The organism is Streptomyces daqingensis, assembly GCF_014645895.1.
Lineage (GTDB): Bacteria > Actinomycetota > Actinomycetes > Streptomycetales > Streptomycetaceae > Streptomyces > Streptomyces daqingensis.
The window spans coordinates 1-16641 of sequence record NZ_BMMP01000010.1; the positions used below are offsets into that span (position 1 = coordinate 1).

The window sequence follows — 16641 nt, forward strand, 5'->3', positions numbered from 1 at the left end:
TTGAGCACGGTTCGATCGTCCAACCGTTTCCGCCCACGCAACGACTCGGGCAGCAGCGGGCGCAGGAACTCCCACTCGGCATCCGACAGTTCATGGCGACGTATCACCCGACCATGATCCACCACACAAGATCAATTGAAGACACCGCCTAGGGCACGTGGTTTGGATCTTCGCGGACGCCGCGCTGGAGATCCGGACGCTTCCCGGTCCTCGCGTCGCCGGAATAGGCTGCGGAGCATGAGCAGGGTGAACGACGTGGGCGGGCAGACGGGCTTCGGGCCCGTCGTGCCGGAGGAGAACGAACCCGTCTTCCACGCGGACTGGGAGGCGCGCGTCTATGCGCTGAACGTCTCGCTGGTGCGCAGGGGCGTCTACAGCCTCGACGAATTCCGGGACGCCGTCGAACGCATGCCGCCGCAGGAGTATCTCGCCGCCTCGTACTACGAGCGCTGGCTGCACGCGATCGAGGAGCTCACCGGCGGGGCGGGCGGAGCGGATGGCTGAACGCGAGGCGCTCCCCGCGCAGTTCGCCCCCGGGGACCAGGTCCGCGCCGTCGCCGTCGACCCCGACTGGCACACGCGGCTGCCCACCTACGCGCGGGGGCGCATCGGACGTGTCGTGTCCGTCACCGGCAGCTGGCCCCTCGCCGACGACGTCGCACGGCGCCGGGAGGAGCCGCGTGTGGAGCCCGTCTACACCGTCGCTTTCGCCGCCCGCGACCTGTGGGGCGAGGGCGGTCACGAGGTGACGCTGGACCTGTGGCAGTCATACCTGGAGCCGTACGCTCCGAACGAGGAGGCGTGAGATGAGCGGAACGCACGCAGGCAACCCGATCGCCGCGCGAGTGCGCCGCCTCGAGGAGCGGCTCGTGGCGGGCGGCCTCGTCACCGACGGCGAGCTGGACGCCGTCCTCGCCTCCGTGCTGCGGGGTGCCACCCCGCTCAACGGCGCCCGCATCGCCGCCCGTGCCTGGAGCGATGAGGGCTTCCGGGAGCGGCTGCTGGCCGACGCCGGCGCCGCGCTGCCCGAGGTCGGCCTCTCCATGGCCGGAGGGCTCCAGGAGCAGCGGCTGAAGGTCGTCGCCAACACCCCTGAGACGCACAACGTGCTGGTCTGCACGCTGTGCAGCTGCTACCCGGTGGCGCTGCTCGGGCCGTCGCCCTCCTGGTACAAGAGCGAGGCTTACCGGTCGCGTGTCGTGCGCGAACCCCGTTCCGTGCTAACGGAGTTCGGCTTCGAGTTGCCGGAGACGACGGCCGTCACCGTGTGGGACTCCAGCGCGGAGAGCCGGTACATGGTGCTGCCGCGGCGGCCCGACGGCACGGAGGGGCTGAGCGAGGACGAACTCGCCGGGCTGGTTACCAGGGAGGGCCTGATCGGCACCGCCGCTGTCTGACGGGAGGCATAGGCACCCCTTGTCAAGAGGCGCAACTCGCTTGTCTGCTCGCTCTGTTCACCCCTCCTCGCCGGGGCGCGTCGTCCCGTCAGTCCGTGGCCTCGCCGCCCTTGCGCACCGCGCGCAGGTACTCGCGGTTCATCGAGGAGATGGAGAAGAGCGGGATGCCCTTGGGGCAGGCCGTCGCGCATTCGCCCGTCAACGTGCAGCCGCCGAAGCCCTCTTCGTCCATCTGCTCCACCATCCGCAGGACCCTGGACTCCCGTTCGGGGGCACCCTGCGGCAGCGCGGCCAGATGGTTGACCTTGGCCGACGTGAAGAGCATCGCCGAACCGTTGGGGCAGGCGGCCACGCACGCGCCGCAGCCGATGCACTCGGCGTGCTCGAACGCCGTCTCCGCGGCGGGCTTCGGCACGGGCGTCGCGTGGGCGTCCGGCGCGGAGCCGGTCGGGACCGTGATGTAGCCGCCGGCGCCGACGACACGGTCGAATGCGCCGCGGTCCACGACGAGGTCCTTCACGACGGGGAAGGCCGCGGCCCGCCACGGCTCGACGTCGATGGTCTCGCCGTCGGAGAAGTGCCGCATGTGCAGCTGGCAGGCAGTGGTGCGTTCCGGGCCGTGGGCCTGCCCGTTGATGACCATTCCGCACGCGCCGCAGATGCCTTCACGGCAGTCGTGGTCGAAGGCGACGGGTTCCTCGCCGCGCCGGGTCAGCTCCTCGTTGAGGGTGTCCAGCATCTCCAGGAAGGACATCTCCGGTGAGACGCCGTCCAGTTCGTACGTGTGCATGCCGCCGGGGGAGGCGGCGTCCGGCTGGCGCCAGATGTTCAGGGTGAGCCTCATGCGTAGCTCCGCTGCGTGGGATGTACGTACTCGAAGACCAGGTCTTCCTTGTGCAGGACCGGCGGGGTGCCGGTGCCGGTGTGCTCCCAGGCGGCGGTGTAGGCGAACTCCTCGTCGTCGCGCAGGGCTTCGCCGTCGGGGGTCCGGCTCTCCTCCCGGAAGTGGCCGCCGCAGGACTCGGTACGGTGCAGGGCGTCCAGGCACATGAGCTCGGCGAGTTCCAGGTAGTCGGAGACCCGGTTGGCCTTCTCCAGCGACTGGTTGAGCCCCTCTCCGGTGCCGGGGACCGTGACGCGGCGCCAGAACTCCTCGCGCAGCGACGGGATCCGCTCCAGGGCCTTGCGGAGCCCGGTGTCCGACCTCGCCATCCCGCATTCGTCCCACAGGAGTTCGCCGAGCTCCCGGTGGAAGGACTCCGGGGTGCGGTCGCCGCCGACGCCGAGCAGGTGCTCCAGCCGCGAGGTCACCGAGGCGACGGCTTCGGCCACGGCCGGGTGCCCGTCCGGGACTTCGTCGTGCGGGTGGCGCGCCAGGAAGTCGCCGAGAGTCGCGGGCAGCACGAAGTAGCCGTCGGCCAGGCCCTGCATGAGGGCGGACGCGCCCAGCCGGTTGGCGCCGTGGTCGGAGAAGTTGGCCTCGCCGATGGCGAACAGCCCCGGCACCGTGGTCTGCAGGTCGTAGTCCACCCACAGCCCGCCCATCGTGTAGTGGATCGCGGGGTAGATGCGCATGGGCGTGGTGTACGGGTCCTCGGCGGTGATCCGCTCGTACATCTCGAAGAGGTTGCCGTACCTCTCCTCCACGGCGGCGCGGCCCAGCCGTTCGAGGGCGTCGGCGAAGTCCAGGTAGACGCCCTGGCCGCCCGGGCCCACGCCCCGGCCCTCGTCGCAGACCTTCTTCGCCGCGCGTGAGGCGATGTCGCGCGGCACGAGGTTGCCGAAGGCGGGGTACGTCCGCTCCAGGTAGTAGTCCCGCTCCTCGTGCGGGATCCGCTCCGGCGGGCGCTCGTCGCCGTGGGCGGCGGGCACCCAGATGCGTCCGTCGTTGCGCAACGACTCGCTCATCAGCGTGAGTTTGGACTGGTGGTCCCCGGAGCGCGGGATGCAGGTGGGGTGGATCTGGGTGAAGCACGGGTTGGCGAAGTGGGCGCCGCGCCTGTGCGCGCGCCAGACGGCCGTGGCGTTGGAGTTCTTGGCGTTGGTGGAGAGGTGGAAGACGTTGCCGTACCCGCCGGTGGCGAGGACGACGGCGTCCGCGAAGTAGGTGCCGACGCGGCCGGTGACGAGGTCGCGGGCGACGATGCCGCGGGCGCGTCCCCCGACCACGATCAGGTCGAGCATCTCCGTGCGCGGATGCATCTCCACGTTCCCGGCGGCGATCTGGCGGGAGAGGGCCTGGTACGCGCCGAGCAGCAGCTGCTGCCCCGTCTGGCCGCGGGCGTAGAACGTGCGCGAGACCTGCACGCCGCCGAACGAACGGGTGTCGAGGAGTCCGCCGTACTCGCGGGCGAAGGGCACGCCCTGGGCGACGCACTGGTCGATGATCTCGACGGAGATCTGCGCGAGGCGGTGCACGTTGGACTCGCGGGCGCGGAAGTCGCCGCCCTTCACGGTGTCGTAGAAGAGGCGGTGCACCGAATCGCCGTCGTTGCGGTAGTTCTTCGCGGCGTTGATGCCGCCCTGCGCCGCGACGGAGTGCGCGCGGCGCGGCGAGTCCTGGTAGCAGAACTGCACGACGCGGTAGCCCTGTTCGGCGAGCGTCGCGCCCGCGGAGCCGCCCGCGAGGCCCGTCCCGACGACGATCACGGTGTACTTGCGGCGGTTGGCCGGGTTGACGAGCGCGGCGTCGAACCTGCGGGCGTCCCAGCGGCCGGCGACGGGGCCGGAGGGCGCCTTGGTGTCGCGCAGCGGTTCGCCGGTGCGGTAGCCGAGGTAGTCCAGGTGCCGGTGCATGCCGATCAGCCCACCAATCCGGTCATCACGCCTACGGGTACGGAGACGAAGCCGAGCGTCAGGACGGCCGCCAGCACGTTCGCCGTCGCTTTCAGGACCCGGTCCCGGCGGGCCCGCCCGGCCCCGAGGGTCTGTGCGGCGCTCCAGAAGCCGTGCCGGACGTGGAGCCCCAGAGCGAGCATCGCCGCGAGGTAGACGGTGTTGCCGTACCAGGTGGAGAAGGTCGCCACGACGTTCTCGTACGGACGTCCCGGCGCGGCGCGCTCGTTGACGGTGAGAGTCGTGAGGTCGAGCACGTGCCAGACGACGAAGAGCCCGAGGATGACGCCGCCCCACCGCATCGTGCGCGTGGCGTAGCTCGCGCGGCGCCGCCGGTGGACGTACCGCTGCGGCCGTGCCGCGCGGTCCAGGCGGCTGAGCTGGTACGCGGAGACGGCGTGAGCGGTGACGGCCGCCAGCAGCACCAACCGTGCCGACCAGAGGAACCACTCGTGGTGGAGGAAGGGCTCGCCGACGGTGCGGAGCCAGTGCGCGTAGCCGTTGAAGTCGGCCGCCCCGAAGAAGATCTTGAGGTTGGCCAGCATGTGCACGACCAGGTACAGCAGCATGATCAGGCCGCTGACCGCCATGACGGCCTTCTTGCCGATGGTCGAGCCCCACAGCCTGCCTGGCCACGTCCTCGGCCGCAGGGCCTCCCGGGGTTTCCGGGAGGCCTCCGGGCCTGTGGGGCGGGGTCCTGTCGCCGTTGCCATGCGGCCGACGTTAAGGAGGCTCCGGCGATTAGTCCAAGAGAGGCTGGAGCTTATTTCGATAGGCAAAGCCTATCGAGACCTATGCTGGCCGTATGCAGCTGCACCAGCTCCGGTACTTCACCGCCGTCGCGGACACCAGGCACTTCACCCGGGCTGCCGAGGCGGTGCACGTGGCCCAGCCGTCCCTCTCGCAGCAGATCCGTGCGCTGGAGCGGGAGCTGGGCGCCGAGCTGTTCCACCGGGCCCGCGGCCACATCGGCCTCACCGACGCGGGGGAGGCCCTGCTGCCCCTCGCCCGGCGCATCCTCGCCGACACCGAGACCGCGCGCCGCGAGGTGCAGGAGGTCGCCCGGCTGCGCGGCGGGCGAGTGCGTCTCGGTGCGCCGCCCAGCCTGTGCGCCAGCCTCGTTCCGGACGTGCTGCGCGACTTCCACGCCCGCTACCCCGGCGTGGAGCTCCACGTCCACGAGGGGGGCTCGCAGGACCTGGTCCGCGTCCTCGCGGAAGGCGAACTCGACCTCGCGCTCGTCATCACCCCGCTCCCCGTCCAGGCGCCGGCGCTGACCACGGCCGAGCTGCTGCGCGAGGAGCTGGTCGCCGTCTCCGCGCCTGCCGGGCCCCCGCCCGTCCGCAGGCGTGCCCTGCGCGTCGCGGACCTGCGCGAACACCCGCTGGCGATGTTCCGGCGCGGCTACGACCTGCGGGAGTTCACTCTCGCCGCCTGCCGCGCCGAGGGATTCGAGCCCGAATTCACCGTCGAGGGCGGCGAGATGGACGCCGTGCTCGGCTTCGTACGGGCGGGCCTGGGCATCGCCGTCGTACCCCGCATGGTCGCCGACCGCTCGGGCCTGCGCGTCACGCCGTTCGCCCGCCCCGGCCTGCACCGCACGATCTCGGTCGCCCACCGCAGCGACGTCTCGCCGCCACGTGCGGCACGCGAACTCCAGCGGATCATCGAGAGGTCGGTGCGGTAGGCCGCCGAGTCCGGTCGGTGCGCGGGGCGTTGACAGGTGCTGACCGGCGTTGACAGGGACGACGAGGGGCCGGGAAGGGGTCGGGAGGCAGCGGCGCGTAAAGGTACGCAAGAAAAGTTGCGCAACACTTATTGCGCAACTTCCGTTCCGCTTCTACGTTCTGACCATGTCCGGACAGGAATCCCGCCGCATCACCGAACTCGCGGCGCTCAAGGTCTTCACGCACCCCCTGCGAATAGAGCTCTGGCGCGCGCTCAACGTCGCGGGCGCCGCCACGGCCTCGCAGCTCGCCGACCAGGTGGACGAGGCCGTCTCGCTCGTCAGCTACCACCTGCGGAAGATGGCCGCGCACGGCTTCATCGAGGAGGCCGAAGGGGAGCGTCCGGACGGCCGTGAGCGGTGGTGGCGTCCGTCGGAGGAGAACGCCTTCACCTTCCGGACGTCCGACTTCGCGGACAACCCCGAAGGTGCCGCGGTGGCGACAGTCGTGGTCCGGCGGCTCCAGGACACGCGGTACGCGCGCTACACCGCCTACGTGGACGAGTCGCACGCCTGGCCGCGGGAGTGGTCGGACGCGGCCTTCAGCTCCGAGTACCTCCCCCGCCTCACCGCCTCCGAACTCCGCCAGGCGGCCGAGGAGTTCAGCGCGCTGGCCGAACGCTGGAAGGAGCGCGGGCGCGAGGCCGAAGCGGCGGGGGACACCGAAGGACGCGAGCACGTCGCCCTCCACCTCTACGGCTTCCCCTTCCGGCGATGAGCCACGGGGGCGCCGCGCCCGCCGCACGCCCCGCCTACCGGGACGGGAACGTCCTGCGGTGGCTCGTCGCGTACGCGGCCTCCAGCGTCGGCGACAACGTCTACTTCCTGGCACTGGGCTGGACGGCGCAGCAGGTCGCGACTCCGGCGCAGACCGGCATGGTGATGGCAGCGGCGGCCGTGCCCCGCGCCGTACTCATGCTCGGTGGCGGCGTTCTCGCGGACCGCCTCGGTCCCCGGCGCGTCGTCATCGGGAGCGACGCCGTGCGCTGCGCGGTCGTCCTGGCCGTCGCCTTCTCGCTGGTGTTCGCGGCTCCGGGGCTGGGGCTGCTCGTGGCCGTGGCTCTCGTCTTCGGCGCCGTGGACGCCCTGTTCATGCCCGCCGTAGGCGCGCTCCCGCCCCGCATCACGGGCAGAAGCCAGCTCGCCCGCGTCCAGGGCATGCGCGCGCTCGCCATCCGCATCGGCAACACCACCGGGCCGCCGCTCGGCGGCTTCGCGATGGGCGTGGGCGGTGCCGCCGCGGCGTTCGCGCTCGCGGGAACGCTCTTCGCCGTCTCACTGGTGCTGCTGACCGCCGTACGCCTCGCGCCCCCGCCCGCCGACGAGCCGGCGGGCGCGGTCCCTGACGCCGAACGTGCCTCTCCCTGGCGGGACTTGACGGACGGGCTGCGCTACGTGCGCCGCCACAGGCTCCTCCGTCCGCTCCTGCTCAGCGGCGCGCTGAGCGAGTTCGCACTGAACGGGCCGCTCAACGTCGGTCTGGTGCTGCTCGCCGGCGAGCGTGGCTGGGGCGCTTCGGGCATGGCCTGGATCGTCAGCGCCTTCGGTGCCGGAGCGGCCCTGAGCGCTCTGGCCGTCACGGTGCTGGGCAGGCTGCCGCGCGCCGGGCTCGTGCAGCCTGCCGCCCTGCTCGGAGCGTCGGCGGGGATCGCGGCGGTGGGGCTGGCGCCGACGCTCGGCGGAGCGGTCGCGGCGGCCGGCGCGTCGGGGCTGGTCGGCTCGGTCTCCGGCGGGCTCTCGAGCGGTCTCGTCCAGACGGCGGCCGACCCCGCCTATCTGGGCAGGGTCACCTCGGTGACGAGCCTGAGCGCCTTCGGCGTCTCCCCGCTGAGCTACCCGCTCTTCGGCGCCGCGGCGGCGGCGTGGGGGACCGGTTTCGTGTACGCGCTCTGCGGCGTACTCGGCACGCTGGGCGCCGCGGTCGCCCTCGCCTCACCGGCAGTCCGCCGGGCGGAGCTGCCGCGTACGCGCACGGTGCGGGCCGGAGGGCGGGCTGCGCGGGCGGGTTCCGGGGCCGGGGGGTGAACGGCGGTGCGGGGACGCGGTGTTCGCGATGCGACGCCGGGAAGCGCGCACGGCGGCAGGCCTGGTGACGCCTGCCGCCGTGCGATCGGTCCGCGCGTGGGAACGCGGCCCCTGCGTGACTCTCCTAGATCCCCAACTGCGCTTCGTGCGCCCGCGCCACGGCTTCCTTCTCGCCCTCGGTCTCCACGCGCGCGACGCGCTGGCGCCCCGAGACGTACAGCACGAGCTCGCCGGGCTCCCCGGTGACGGTGACGACCGGCGTGCCCTTGCGGGCGACCACCGTCTGCCCGTTGGGCCGGCGCAGCACGAGCCCGACCGGCGACTTGCGGCCGAAGACGCGGGCGGTGCCCTCCAGGCGCTTCCACAGGGCGTCCTGGAAGACGGAGTCCAGCTCGCGCGGAGTCCAGTCGAGGGCGGCACGGCGGACGTCCTCGGCGTGGATGTAGAACTCGATGGTGTTCGCCGCCTCGTCGACCTGCTTGAGCGCGAAGGGGGACGAGCGGGGCGGCCCGGTGCGGATGAGCTGGATCAGCTCTTCGTACGGCTTGGAGGTGAACTCCCCGTGCACCCGGTCCCGGCGCTGCGCCAGCGGCTTGATGAGGGCGCCGGCCGCCGCGTCGGCACGGCGCTCCCGTACTACCACGTGCGCGGCCAGGTCCCGGGCCTTCCAGCCTTCGCACAGGGTCGGGGCCTCAGGCCCGCTGCTCTCCAACAGATCGGCCAGGATGAGACGTTCACGCTTGGCATGGGTCGACATGCCGCCAAGCGTACGACCGGCGGCCCGTGGCGGCGGCGATTTGGGGCGCCGCGCCCCCAACTGCCCGATAACCGGCGCCGCGGCGGCCGCCCGGCGGGGCGGGAGCGGCCGCCCCGCGGGCCCGGCGCCGCACCGGGCGCGGGCGGACGTGCCGGGGGCGCCGTCGTGAGCCGCGGCGGCGGCCGTTCCGCGCGGCGTCGGCCGGTCCCCTGATGAGGGACAATGGCGTCATGCCTGCACGACCTCCCGCCAGCGCCCTCGACCCCGCGGTCGCCGCGCGCCTCAAGCGCAACGCCGACGGCCTCTTCCCCGCCGTCGCCCAGCAGTACGACACCGGCGAGGTCCTGATGCTCGGCTGGATGGACGACGAGGCCCTGCACCGGACGCTCACCACCGGGCGCGCCACGTACTACAGCCGCAGCCGCCGCGAGTACTGGGCGAAGGGCGACACCTCGGGCCACGTGCAGTACGTGCGCGGTGTCGCTCTCGACTGCGACGGCGACACGGTGCTCGTCAAGGTCGACCAGGTCGGGGCCGCATGCCACACCGGTGACCGCACCTGCTTCGACGCCGGTGAACTGGCCCCGGTCGTGCGGGACACGCCCCAGCCGGGCCCGGAAGAGTCCACCCGGGGGCGGTCGCCGCGGACCGCTGACGGCAACCGGCACTGACGGCAACTAAGGTCACCGCACATGACGACTCCGGATCTCCACGCCTTCCGTACGCTCGCGAAGGACCGCAGGGTCATCCCCGTGACCCGGCGCCTGCTCGTGGACTGCGACACCCCCATCGCGCTGTACCGCAAACTCGCCGCCGAGCGGACGGGGACGTTCCTGCTGGAGTCGGCGGAGAACAACAGGACGTGGTCGCGCTACTCCTTCATCGGCGTGCGCAGCGCCGCCACCCTCACCGTGCGCGACGGGTCTGCCCAGTGGCTCGGCGCCCCGCCCGTCGGCGTCCCCACGGAGGGCGATCCGCTGCAGGTCCTGCGCGAGACCGTCGAGGCCCTGCACACCCCGCGCGACCTGCACGAGGACACCGATCTCCCGCCGTTCACCGGGGGGATGGTCGGCTACCTCGGTTACGACGTCGTGCGCAGGCTGGAGAAGGTCGGCGAGAGCGAGACGACGGCCGACGACCTGGCCCTGCCCGAGCTGACGATGCTGCTCGCCTCCGACCTGGCGGTGCTCGACCACCGCGACGGCACGGTGATGCTCATCGCCAACGCCATCAACCACAACGACCTCGACACCGGTGTCGACGAGGCGTACGCGGACGCCGTCTCCCGGCTCGACGCCATGGCGGAGGACCTCGCCCGCCCCGTGCCGGCGGCGGCTCCCGCCGTGCTGCCCCCGTCGCAGCTCCCGGAGTTCACGGCCCGCTCGGGGGGCGCGACCTACCAGGCGTGGGTCGAGGACATCAAGGAGCGCATCCGGGCCGGCGAGGCCTTCCAGGTCGTGCCGTCGCAGCGGTTCGAGACGCCCTGCACGGCCGCGGCTCTCGACGTCTACCGGGTGCTGCGCGCGACCAACCCCAGCCCGTACATGTACCTCTTCCGCTTCGCGGACGGCGCCGACGGCAGGAGCGGCTTCGACGTGGTCGGGTCGAGCCCGGAAGCGCTGGTGAAGGTCGAGGACGGCCAGGCGATGATGCACCCCATCGCCGGCACCCGGCCGCGGGGCCAGACCCCGCAGCAGGACACTGCCCTGGCCGAGGAGCTGCTCGCCGACCCGAAGGAGCGGGCGGAGCACCTGATGCTGGTCGACCTCGGGCGCAACGACCTGGGCAAGGTGTGCGCGCCGGGGAGCGTCGAGGTCGTCGACTTCATGTCGATCGAGCGCTACAGCCACGTCATGCACATCGTCTCGACGGTGACGGGCCGCCTCGGCGAGGGCCGGACCGCCTACGACGCCCTGGCCGCGTGCTTCCCGGCCGGCACGCTCTCCGGAGCGCCGAAGCCGAGGGCGCTGCAGATCATCGAGGAGCTGGAGCCCACCAGGCGCGGCGTGTACGGCGGTTGCGTCGGCTACCTGGACTTCGCGGGGGACGCGGACATGGCCATCGCGATCCGCACGGCGCTGCTGCGGCAGGGCACGGCATACGTGCAGGCGGGCGCGGGTGTGGTCGCCGATTCGGACCCCGTCGCGGAGGACACCGAGTGCCGCAACAAGGCGGCAGCCGTCCTCAGGGCGGTCCGCAGCGCCGAAAAGCTCGGCGGTAGCGTGGACGGGTGACTTCCGTACCACCGGCACGCTCATCGGACAGCGCGAAGGACCCCACCCCCGACACCGAACCCGGCAGCGAAACCCGCCGCGAAACCGGCACCGAGTCCGGCACCGAGACCGGCGCAACGGCCGCGGACGAGACCGCGACCGCGAGTGAGACCGCGACCGCGACCGCGGACGAGAACGGGGCCGGCAGCGGCTCCGGCGCCGTCGGCGAATCCGCTGCCGAACCCGGCGCCGAACCGGGCGGCGAATCCGGCCCCCGTGCCGGCTCCGCCCAGGCCGCTCCCGGGGCCCCCGCCGGGAGATCCGCGGGAGACGCGTCCGCGCCCGGCGGCAGCAAGCGGCCCGCGTCACCCGCCGCCGCCCGCTCCCGCGCGGCCGGGCGCGCCCTCGGCGTCGCGCTGCTGCTCGGCGCGGCCGGCGCGGCCGCTGCGCTCGTCGCCGGCGGGCAGGTGTGGAGCGAGGCCACGGCGTCCTTCGCGCAGGGACAGGTGCCGGTGCAGGCCAAGGGCGGCGACGTCACGGGCCTGCCCAGCGCGCTCGCCCTGGTCGGGCTGGCCGCCCTGGTCGCGGTCCTCGCGGTGCGGCGCAAGAGCCGCGCCGTGGTCGCGGGGCTGCTGACGATGTGCGGTGCCGGCACCCTCGCCACGCCGCTGCTCAGCGCGGACGACCGGGCGCCGCTCGTGGAGAAGGCGGCGGAGACCAGCGGCCTCACGCAGAGCACCATCGAGGCGGTGCACGTGACCGCCTGGCCGTACCTCTCGGCAGCGGGCGGCGTGCTGCTGCTGCTCGCGGGCGTTCTGGCCGTGCGGTACGGGACCCAGTGGCCGTCGATGTCGGGGAGCTCGCGGTACGAGCGGACCTCCCGCAGGCCGCGCGGAGTTCCGGCCGCCGTGGACCCGGACCGTCCCGAGGACATGTGGAAGGCGCTCGACCGCGGCGAGGACCCCACCGGGGGCACTCCTCCCCGCTCCGCCTGAGCGCGTCGCCCCTGCGCGCCGCCTCCCCGTGGGCGGCGGGACGGAGAAGGTGCTGACGGCGGGGCGTCCGCACGCCTCGCCCGCGAGCGCACCCCTGGCGAGGCCGCCGCGCGGGGGAGAGGGAGAATGGGGTGCGGGCGGGCCCGACGGTCCGCTCGCCGGAAGTCGGTTGGACTACGAGGAGCACACATGGCGGGGAACAGCCACGGTCACACCCTGGCGGCGTGGACGGGCGTCACGATCGTCTTCATCGGGTTCTGCATCTCGGGGATCTACACGGTCCTGGCCGAGCCTGTGGGATTCGTCGCCGGGCTGGCCGTGATCGCCGCGGGCGGTGTCGTCGGCGCGCTGATGCGGGCCGCGGGCCTCGGGCAGTCCAAGCCCGGTCCCAAGAACGGCCGGCGCGGCGCCCAGCCGCAGGAGCAGTCGTCCTGAACGGGCGGGAGCCCGCTCCCGCGGGGCGCCGGCCCGCTTCGCCGGCGTCCCGGCTCGTCGCGCCTGGCGCCGCCGTCGCGGTCGCCGGCGCGGCTTTCGCCTACGTGGGGTCCGTCGACCCCAACGAGCCCGGCCACTATCCCGTCTGCCCGCTGCTGGCGCTGACCGGCGTCTACTGCCCCGGATGCGGCGGACTGCGCAGCGCCCACGCCCTCGCGCACGGTGACGTGGCGGCCGCCCTGGGCGCGAACGCCCTGGCAGTGCTCGGATTCGCACTCTTCGCCGTGTTCGTGGTGTTCTGGGTGGTGCGCGTGCTGCGGTCGAGGCCGGTGACGGTGCCGCTGCGCAGCCCGCACTGGTGGGCGCTGGGGATCGCGGCGCTGATCTTCACGGTCGTGCGGAACATGCCGGTGGGCACCTCGCTCGCACCGTGAGCGGCGCCGCACGCGCGCGACGGAGCGTACAACCGGGTGCTCTGTCCCGAATACGCAGTTCGAGCCAACCGGATGCGAGACCTCCGGCTCAGGCCCGATAGCATCGCACTGCCCGTTCCGACCGGCCTTCGTGCCTTGTGCGCAGGCCGGTCCCAGCAAGAAGGAGGCCGCTCGCGTGAGTGTGCTCGACGAGATCATCGAAGGCGTGCGTGAAGACCTTGCCGAACGGCAGGCGCGCGTCAGCCTCGACGAACTCAAGGAGCGCGCCGCGGCCGCCCCGCCCGCGAAGGACGGCGTCGCCGCCCTCAAGGGCGACAGCGTGAAGGTGATCTGCGAGGTCAAGCGCTCCAGCCCCTCGAAGGGCGCGCTCGCCGCGATCGCGGACCCCGCCGGGCTGGCGGCGGACTACGAGGCCGGCGGCGCCGCCGTCGTCTCGGTCCTCACCGAGCAGCGCCGCTTCGGCGGGTCGCTCGCCGACCTCGAGGCCGTCAGGGCGAAGGTCGACATCCCCGTGCTCCGCAAGGACTTCGTGTTCTCGTCGTACCAGCTCTGGGAGGCGCGGGCGCACGGCGCCGACGTCGTGCTGCTGATCGTCGCCGCCCTGGAGCAGGAGGCTCTGGTCTCGCTGATCGAACGGTCCGAGTCGATCGGACTGACCCCGCTGGTCGAGGCGCACGACGAGGACGAGGCGCAGCGTGCTCTGGACGCCGGTGCGCGCATCGTCGGGATCAACGCGCGTAATCTCAAGACGCTCGAGGTCGACCGCGACAACTTCTCCCGCATCGCGCCGGAGCTCCCCGCGCACATCGTCAAGGTCGCCGAGTCCGGCGTCCGCGGTCCGCACGACCTGATCGCCTACGCCAACGAGGGTGCGGACGCCGTGCTCGTCGGCGAGTCCCTCGTCACCGGCAAGGACCCGAAGACGGCCGTCGCGGATCTGGTCGCCGCCGGCGCCCACCCGGCGCTGCGGCACGGCAGGGGCTGAGCCCTGATGGCCATCGCCCGCCGACGCCCCGGCCCCGGTACGGACTCCGGCCGGAGCTGCTCCGTGCCGTCCGGGCTGCGGCGCCACGGAGCCGGAGCGGGGCCGTACGCGGCTCTGGCGCGCGGGTGCCGCCCACGGGGGTGCAGGGCGCCCGCGAGGCGGGTGCACGGCCGCCGGGTGCGGTATCACATCGGCTGCGAACCGGGTCAGATCAACGGGCGCCGATGGCGCCCGTCCGGCGCGCGCCTTTCCGCGGCCTGATCGCCCTCTCCCGCCGAGGTGACCTCCCGTCAGTGCCGGCGGTGTCCGGCTGACGGGGCCTACGGGCGTGGCACACGCGTGACTGCGCCGTCGTCGCCGAGCCGTGGCGCGCGCCCCGCCGGCGAGGCCGCCGCGGCACGAACCTGAAGCGGCCGGCTCGGCCGTCCGGCAAGCGCGCGGCCGAGCCGTCACGCGACGCCGGACGACGACAGCCCGCTGCGGCGTATACGCCACCAGCGATCACGAACGAATTTCCCGGTCGCGCGCCATCGTGCGCGTGGCCGGCCGTCCCCTTTTTCTGCGAGGAGCGACGTCGGATGTCCGACTACTTCATTCCCGATCCCGAGGGCAGGGTCCCCGACGCCCGGGGCTACTTCGGTGCCTTCGGCGGCAAGTTCATCCCGGAGGCGCTCGTCGCCGCCGTGGACGAGGTCGCCGTCGAGTACGAGAAGGCGAAGGCCGACCCGGCCTTCACCGCCGAGCTGGAGGACCTGCTGGTCCACTACACGGGCAGGCCCAGCCCGCTGACCGAGGTGCCGCGCTTCGCGCAGCACGCGGGCGGCGCGCGGGTCTTCCTCAAGCGCGAGGACCTCAACCACACCGGATCGCACAAGATCAACAACGTGCTGGGCCAGGCCCTGCTGACGAAGCGCATGGGCAAGACCCGCGTCATCGCCGAGACCGGCGCGGGCCAGCACGGCGTGGCGACCGCGACGGCCTGCGCCCTCTTCGGTCTCGAATGCACCGTCTACATGGGCGAGATCGACACGCAGCGGCAGGCCCTGAACGTGGCGCGCATGCGCATCCTCGGCGCCGAGGTCGTGCCCGTCACCTCCGGCAGCCGGACGCTGAAGGACGCCATCAACGAGGCGTTCCGCGACTGGGTCGCCAACGTGGACCGCACGCACTACCTGTTCGGCACGGTCGCCGGTCCGCACCCCTTCCCGCGCCTGGTCCGCGACTTCCACCGCGTGATCGGGGTCGAGGCCCGCCGCCAGATCGTCGAGCGCGCCGGCCGGCTGCCGGACGCCGTGGCCGCGTGCGTCGGCGGCGGCTCCAACGCCATCGGGCTCTTTCACGCGTTCCTGCCGGATGAGGACGTGCGGATCGTCGGCCTGGAGGCCGCCGGGCACGGCGTCGAGTCCGGCGAGCACGCGGCGACGCTCTCCGTCGGGGAGCCGGGCATCCTGCACGGTTCGCGCAGCTTCGTGCTGCAGGACGACGAGGGGCAGATCACCGAGCCGTACTCGATCTCGGCCGGGCTGGACTACCCGGGGATCGGGCCGGAGCACGCGTACCTGAAGGAGTCCGGACGCGGCGAGTACCGCCCCGTCACGGACGACCAGGCCATGCGGGCGCTGCGGCTGCTGTGCGAGACGGAGGGCATCATCCCGGCAATCGAGAGCGCGCACGCGCTGGCGGGCGCGCTGGACCTCGGTGCCGAACTGGGCCCCGACGGCCTGATCCTGGTGAATCTCTCCGGCCGCGGCGACAAGGACATGGACAGCGCGGCTCGTTACTTCGGGCTCTACGACGAGGGGGCGGACAAGTGAGCGGACAGTCGGCAGGCACCGGGGGCGGCGCGGACACCGCCGCCGGGACCGGGAACATCGGGCTGCTGGACTCCGCGCTGGCGCGGGCCCGTTCGGAGAACCGCGCGGCGCTGGTCGGCTACCTGCCCGCGGGCTTCCCCACCGTCGACGGCGGTGTGCGGGCGTGCGTCACGCTCCTGGAGAGCGGCTGCGACGTGGTCGAGGTGGGGCTGCCCCACAGCGACCCGGTCCTGGACGGCCCCGTCATCCAGACCGCGGACGACATCGCGCTGCGCGGCGGCGTCCGGATCGCCGACGTCGTGCGCACGGTCCGGGAGGCGCACGCGGCGACGGGCAAGCCCGTGCTGTGCATGACGTACTGGAACCCCGTCGACCGCTACGGCGTCGAGCGGTTCGCCGCCGAACTGGCCGAGGCGGGCGGGGCGGGCTGCATCCTCCCCGATCTGCCGGTCGAGGAGTCCGGGGCCTGGCGCCGCGCCGCCGCGGAGCACGGCCTGGCGACGGTGTTCGTGGTCGCGCCGAGCAGCAAGGACGAGCGCTTGGCGAAGATCACCGAGGCCGGCAGCGGCTTCGTCTACGCCGCTTCCCTGATGGGGGTCACCGGCACGCGGGAGTCCGTGGGCAGGGAGGCGCAGGACCTCGTCGAGCGGACGAAGGCGACGACGGGGCTGCCGGTCTGCGTCGGCCTCGGCGTCTCCAACGCCCGACAGGCCGAGGAGGTCGCCCAGTTCGCCGACGGTGTCATCGTCGGCTCGGCGTTCGTCAAGCAACTGCTCGCGCACGGGGACGACCTGGAGGCGGGGCTGGCGGGCGTGAAGGCGCTGGCCGGTGAACTCGCCGAGGGAGTGCGGCGGCGCGCGAGGTGACCGCGTTCTGAGGCCCGCGCGCACCCGCGCGGGCGCTCGTCTCGGAGACGGGGCGGCGGCGCCCGGCCGCCGTCCCGTACCGCTGTTTGGGATGCTCGCTCTTTCGGGCGAACCGGGGCACAAGCACGCACGCGGTCCGCCCTTCCGTTCGTTGGCCCA

Annotated in this window: 18 protein-coding genes and 1 pseudogene; 15 read left to right on the forward strand and 4 right to left on the reverse strand. The window is 73.0% G+C overall.

Annotation, left to right across the window (positions count from 1 at the left end; translation table 11 throughout):
• Nucleotides 1–237: 237 nt before the first annotated feature.
• Genes IEY56_RS28850 through IEY56_RS15855 form a run of 3 tightly spaced genes read left to right on the forward strand, consistent with a single transcriptional unit; the run spans nucleotide 238 to nucleotide 1397 of the window.
• Entirely contained in the window at nucleotides 238–504 is a 267-nt protein-coding gene (locus IEY56_RS28850) for an SH3-like domain-containing protein (protein WP_189037854.1), read from the forward strand.
• On the forward strand, nucleotides 497–805 hold the full coding sequence (locus tag IEY56_RS28855; protein WP_189037855.1) for an SH3-like domain-containing protein: 309 nt from the start codon (nucleotides 497–499) through the stop codon (nucleotides 803–805). Before IEY56_RS28850 ends, IEY56_RS28855 begins: the two co-directional genes overlap by 8 nt.
• Before the next feature lies 1 nt (nucleotide 806).
• Nucleotides 807–1397, forward strand: a complete 591-nt coding sequence (locus tag IEY56_RS15855; RefSeq protein WP_189037856.1) for a nitrile hydratase subunit alpha — start codon at nucleotides 807–809, stop codon at nucleotides 1395–1397.
• Between the two features lie 88 nt (nucleotides 1398–1485).
• Here the strand turns inward: IEY56_RS15855 and IEY56_RS15860 are convergent, their stop codons facing one another.
• The 3 genes from IEY56_RS15860 to IEY56_RS15870 are packed head-to-tail and all read right to left on the reverse strand — an operon-like array spanning nucleotide 1486 to nucleotide 4945.
• Complete coding sequence (locus IEY56_RS15860) at nucleotides 1486–2241, reverse strand: succinate dehydrogenase/fumarate reductase iron-sulfur subunit (RefSeq protein ID WP_189037857.1); 756 nt, start codon at nucleotides 2239–2241, stop codon at nucleotides 1486–1488.
• Nucleotides 2238–4193 (reverse strand): fumarate reductase/succinate dehydrogenase flavoprotein subunit, encoded by a 1956-nt coding sequence (locus IEY56_RS15865; protein WP_189037858.1) that lies wholly within the window; start codon nucleotides 4191–4193, stop codon nucleotides 2238–2240. Before IEY56_RS15865 ends, IEY56_RS15860 begins: the two co-directional genes overlap by 4 nt.
• Nucleotides 4194–4198: 5 nt before the next feature.
• Nucleotides 4199–4945: a succinate dehydrogenase cytochrome b subunit gene (locus tag IEY56_RS15870; RefSeq protein ID WP_189037859.1), complete on the reverse strand. Its 747-nt coding sequence runs from the start codon at nucleotides 4943–4945 to the stop codon at nucleotides 4199–4201.
• Nucleotides 4946–5037: 92 nt separating this feature from the next.
• Here IEY56_RS15870 and IEY56_RS15875 point away from each other — a divergent pair, with 92 nt between their 5' ends.
• The 3 genes from IEY56_RS15875 (at nucleotide 5038) to IEY56_RS15885 (ending at nucleotide 7983) form a co-directional block, all read left to right on the forward strand.
• The gene (locus tag IEY56_RS15875; protein ID WP_045864184.1) at nucleotides 5038–5919 is read left to right on the forward strand and encodes a LysR family transcriptional regulator; all 882 of its coding nucleotides are present in this window, start codon (nucleotides 5038–5040) and stop codon (nucleotides 5917–5919) included.
• A gap of 166 nt (nucleotides 5920–6085) precedes the next feature.
• Nucleotides 6086–6676: an ArsR/SmtB family transcription factor gene (locus tag IEY56_RS15880; protein ID WP_189037860.1), complete on the forward strand. Its 591-nt coding sequence runs from the start codon at nucleotides 6086–6088 to the stop codon at nucleotides 6674–6676.
• Entirely contained in the window at nucleotides 6673–7983 is a 1311-nt protein-coding gene (locus IEY56_RS15885) for an MFS transporter (RefSeq protein ID WP_189037861.1), read from the forward strand. Before IEY56_RS15880 ends, IEY56_RS15885 begins: the two co-directional genes overlap by 4 nt.
• Before the next feature lie 124 nt (nucleotides 7984–8107).
• On the opposite strand, the gene IEY56_RS15890 is transcribed toward IEY56_RS15885, so the two are convergent.
• Nucleotides 8108–8740 (reverse strand): TIGR03085 family metal-binding protein, encoded by a 633-nt coding sequence (locus IEY56_RS15890; RefSeq protein WP_189037862.1) that lies wholly within the window; start codon nucleotides 8738–8740, stop codon nucleotides 8108–8110.
• A gap of 230 nt (nucleotides 8741–8970) precedes the next feature.
• On the opposite strand from IEY56_RS15890, the gene hisI reads away from it, so the two are divergent.
• The 9 genes and pseudogenes from hisI (at nucleotide 8971) to trpA (ending at nucleotide 16482) form a co-directional block, all read left to right on the forward strand.
• Nucleotides 8971–9411, forward strand: a complete 441-nt coding sequence (gene hisI / locus IEY56_RS15895; RefSeq protein WP_229711931.1) for a phosphoribosyl-AMP cyclohydrolase — start codon at nucleotides 8971–8973, stop codon at nucleotides 9409–9411.
• A gap of 21 nt (nucleotides 9412–9432) precedes the next feature.
• Nucleotides 9433–10974 (forward strand): anthranilate synthase component I, encoded by a 1542-nt coding sequence (locus tag IEY56_RS15900; RefSeq protein WP_189037863.1) that lies wholly within the window; start codon nucleotides 9433–9435, stop codon nucleotides 10972–10974.
• Nucleotides 10975–11261: 287 nt separating this feature from the next.
• Nucleotides 11262–11948 (forward strand): annotated as a pseudogene (locus IEY56_RS15905) (TIGR02234 family membrane protein); the annotation flags it as partial.
• A gap of 189 nt (nucleotides 11949–12137) precedes the next feature.
• Nucleotides 12138–12383 (forward strand): HGxxPAAW family protein, encoded by a 246-nt coding sequence (locus tag IEY56_RS15910; protein WP_189037865.1) that lies wholly within the window; start codon nucleotides 12138–12140, stop codon nucleotides 12381–12383.
• Nucleotides 12380–12817 (forward strand): DUF2752 domain-containing protein, encoded by a 438-nt coding sequence (locus tag IEY56_RS15915; RefSeq protein ID WP_189038044.1) that lies wholly within the window; start codon nucleotides 12380–12382, stop codon nucleotides 12815–12817. Before IEY56_RS15910 ends, IEY56_RS15915 begins: the two co-directional genes overlap by 4 nt.
• Nucleotides 12818–12992: 175 nt before the next feature.
• Entirely contained in the window at nucleotides 12993–13802 is an 810-nt protein-coding gene (gene trpC, locus IEY56_RS15920) for an indole-3-glycerol phosphate synthase TrpC (protein ID WP_189037866.1), read from the forward strand.
• 6 nt (nucleotides 13803–13808) lie between these two features.
• Nucleotides 13809–14063, forward strand: a complete 255-nt coding sequence (gene trpM, locus IEY56_RS28490; RefSeq protein WP_373292097.1) for a tryptophan biosynthesis modulator TrpM — start codon at nucleotides 13809–13811, stop codon at nucleotides 14061–14063.
• A gap of 317 nt (nucleotides 14064–14380) precedes the next feature.
• Nucleotides 14381–15616, forward strand: a complete 1236-nt coding sequence (gene trpB / locus IEY56_RS15925; protein ID WP_189037867.1) for a tryptophan synthase subunit beta — start codon at nucleotides 14381–14383, stop codon at nucleotides 15614–15616.
• Entirely contained in the window at nucleotides 15613–16482 is an 870-nt protein-coding gene (trpA, locus tag IEY56_RS15930) for a tryptophan synthase subunit alpha (protein WP_189037868.1), read from the forward strand. The genes trpB and trpA overlap by 4 nt, the downstream gene beginning before the upstream one ends.
• Nucleotides 16483–16641: the final 159 nt, after the last annotated feature.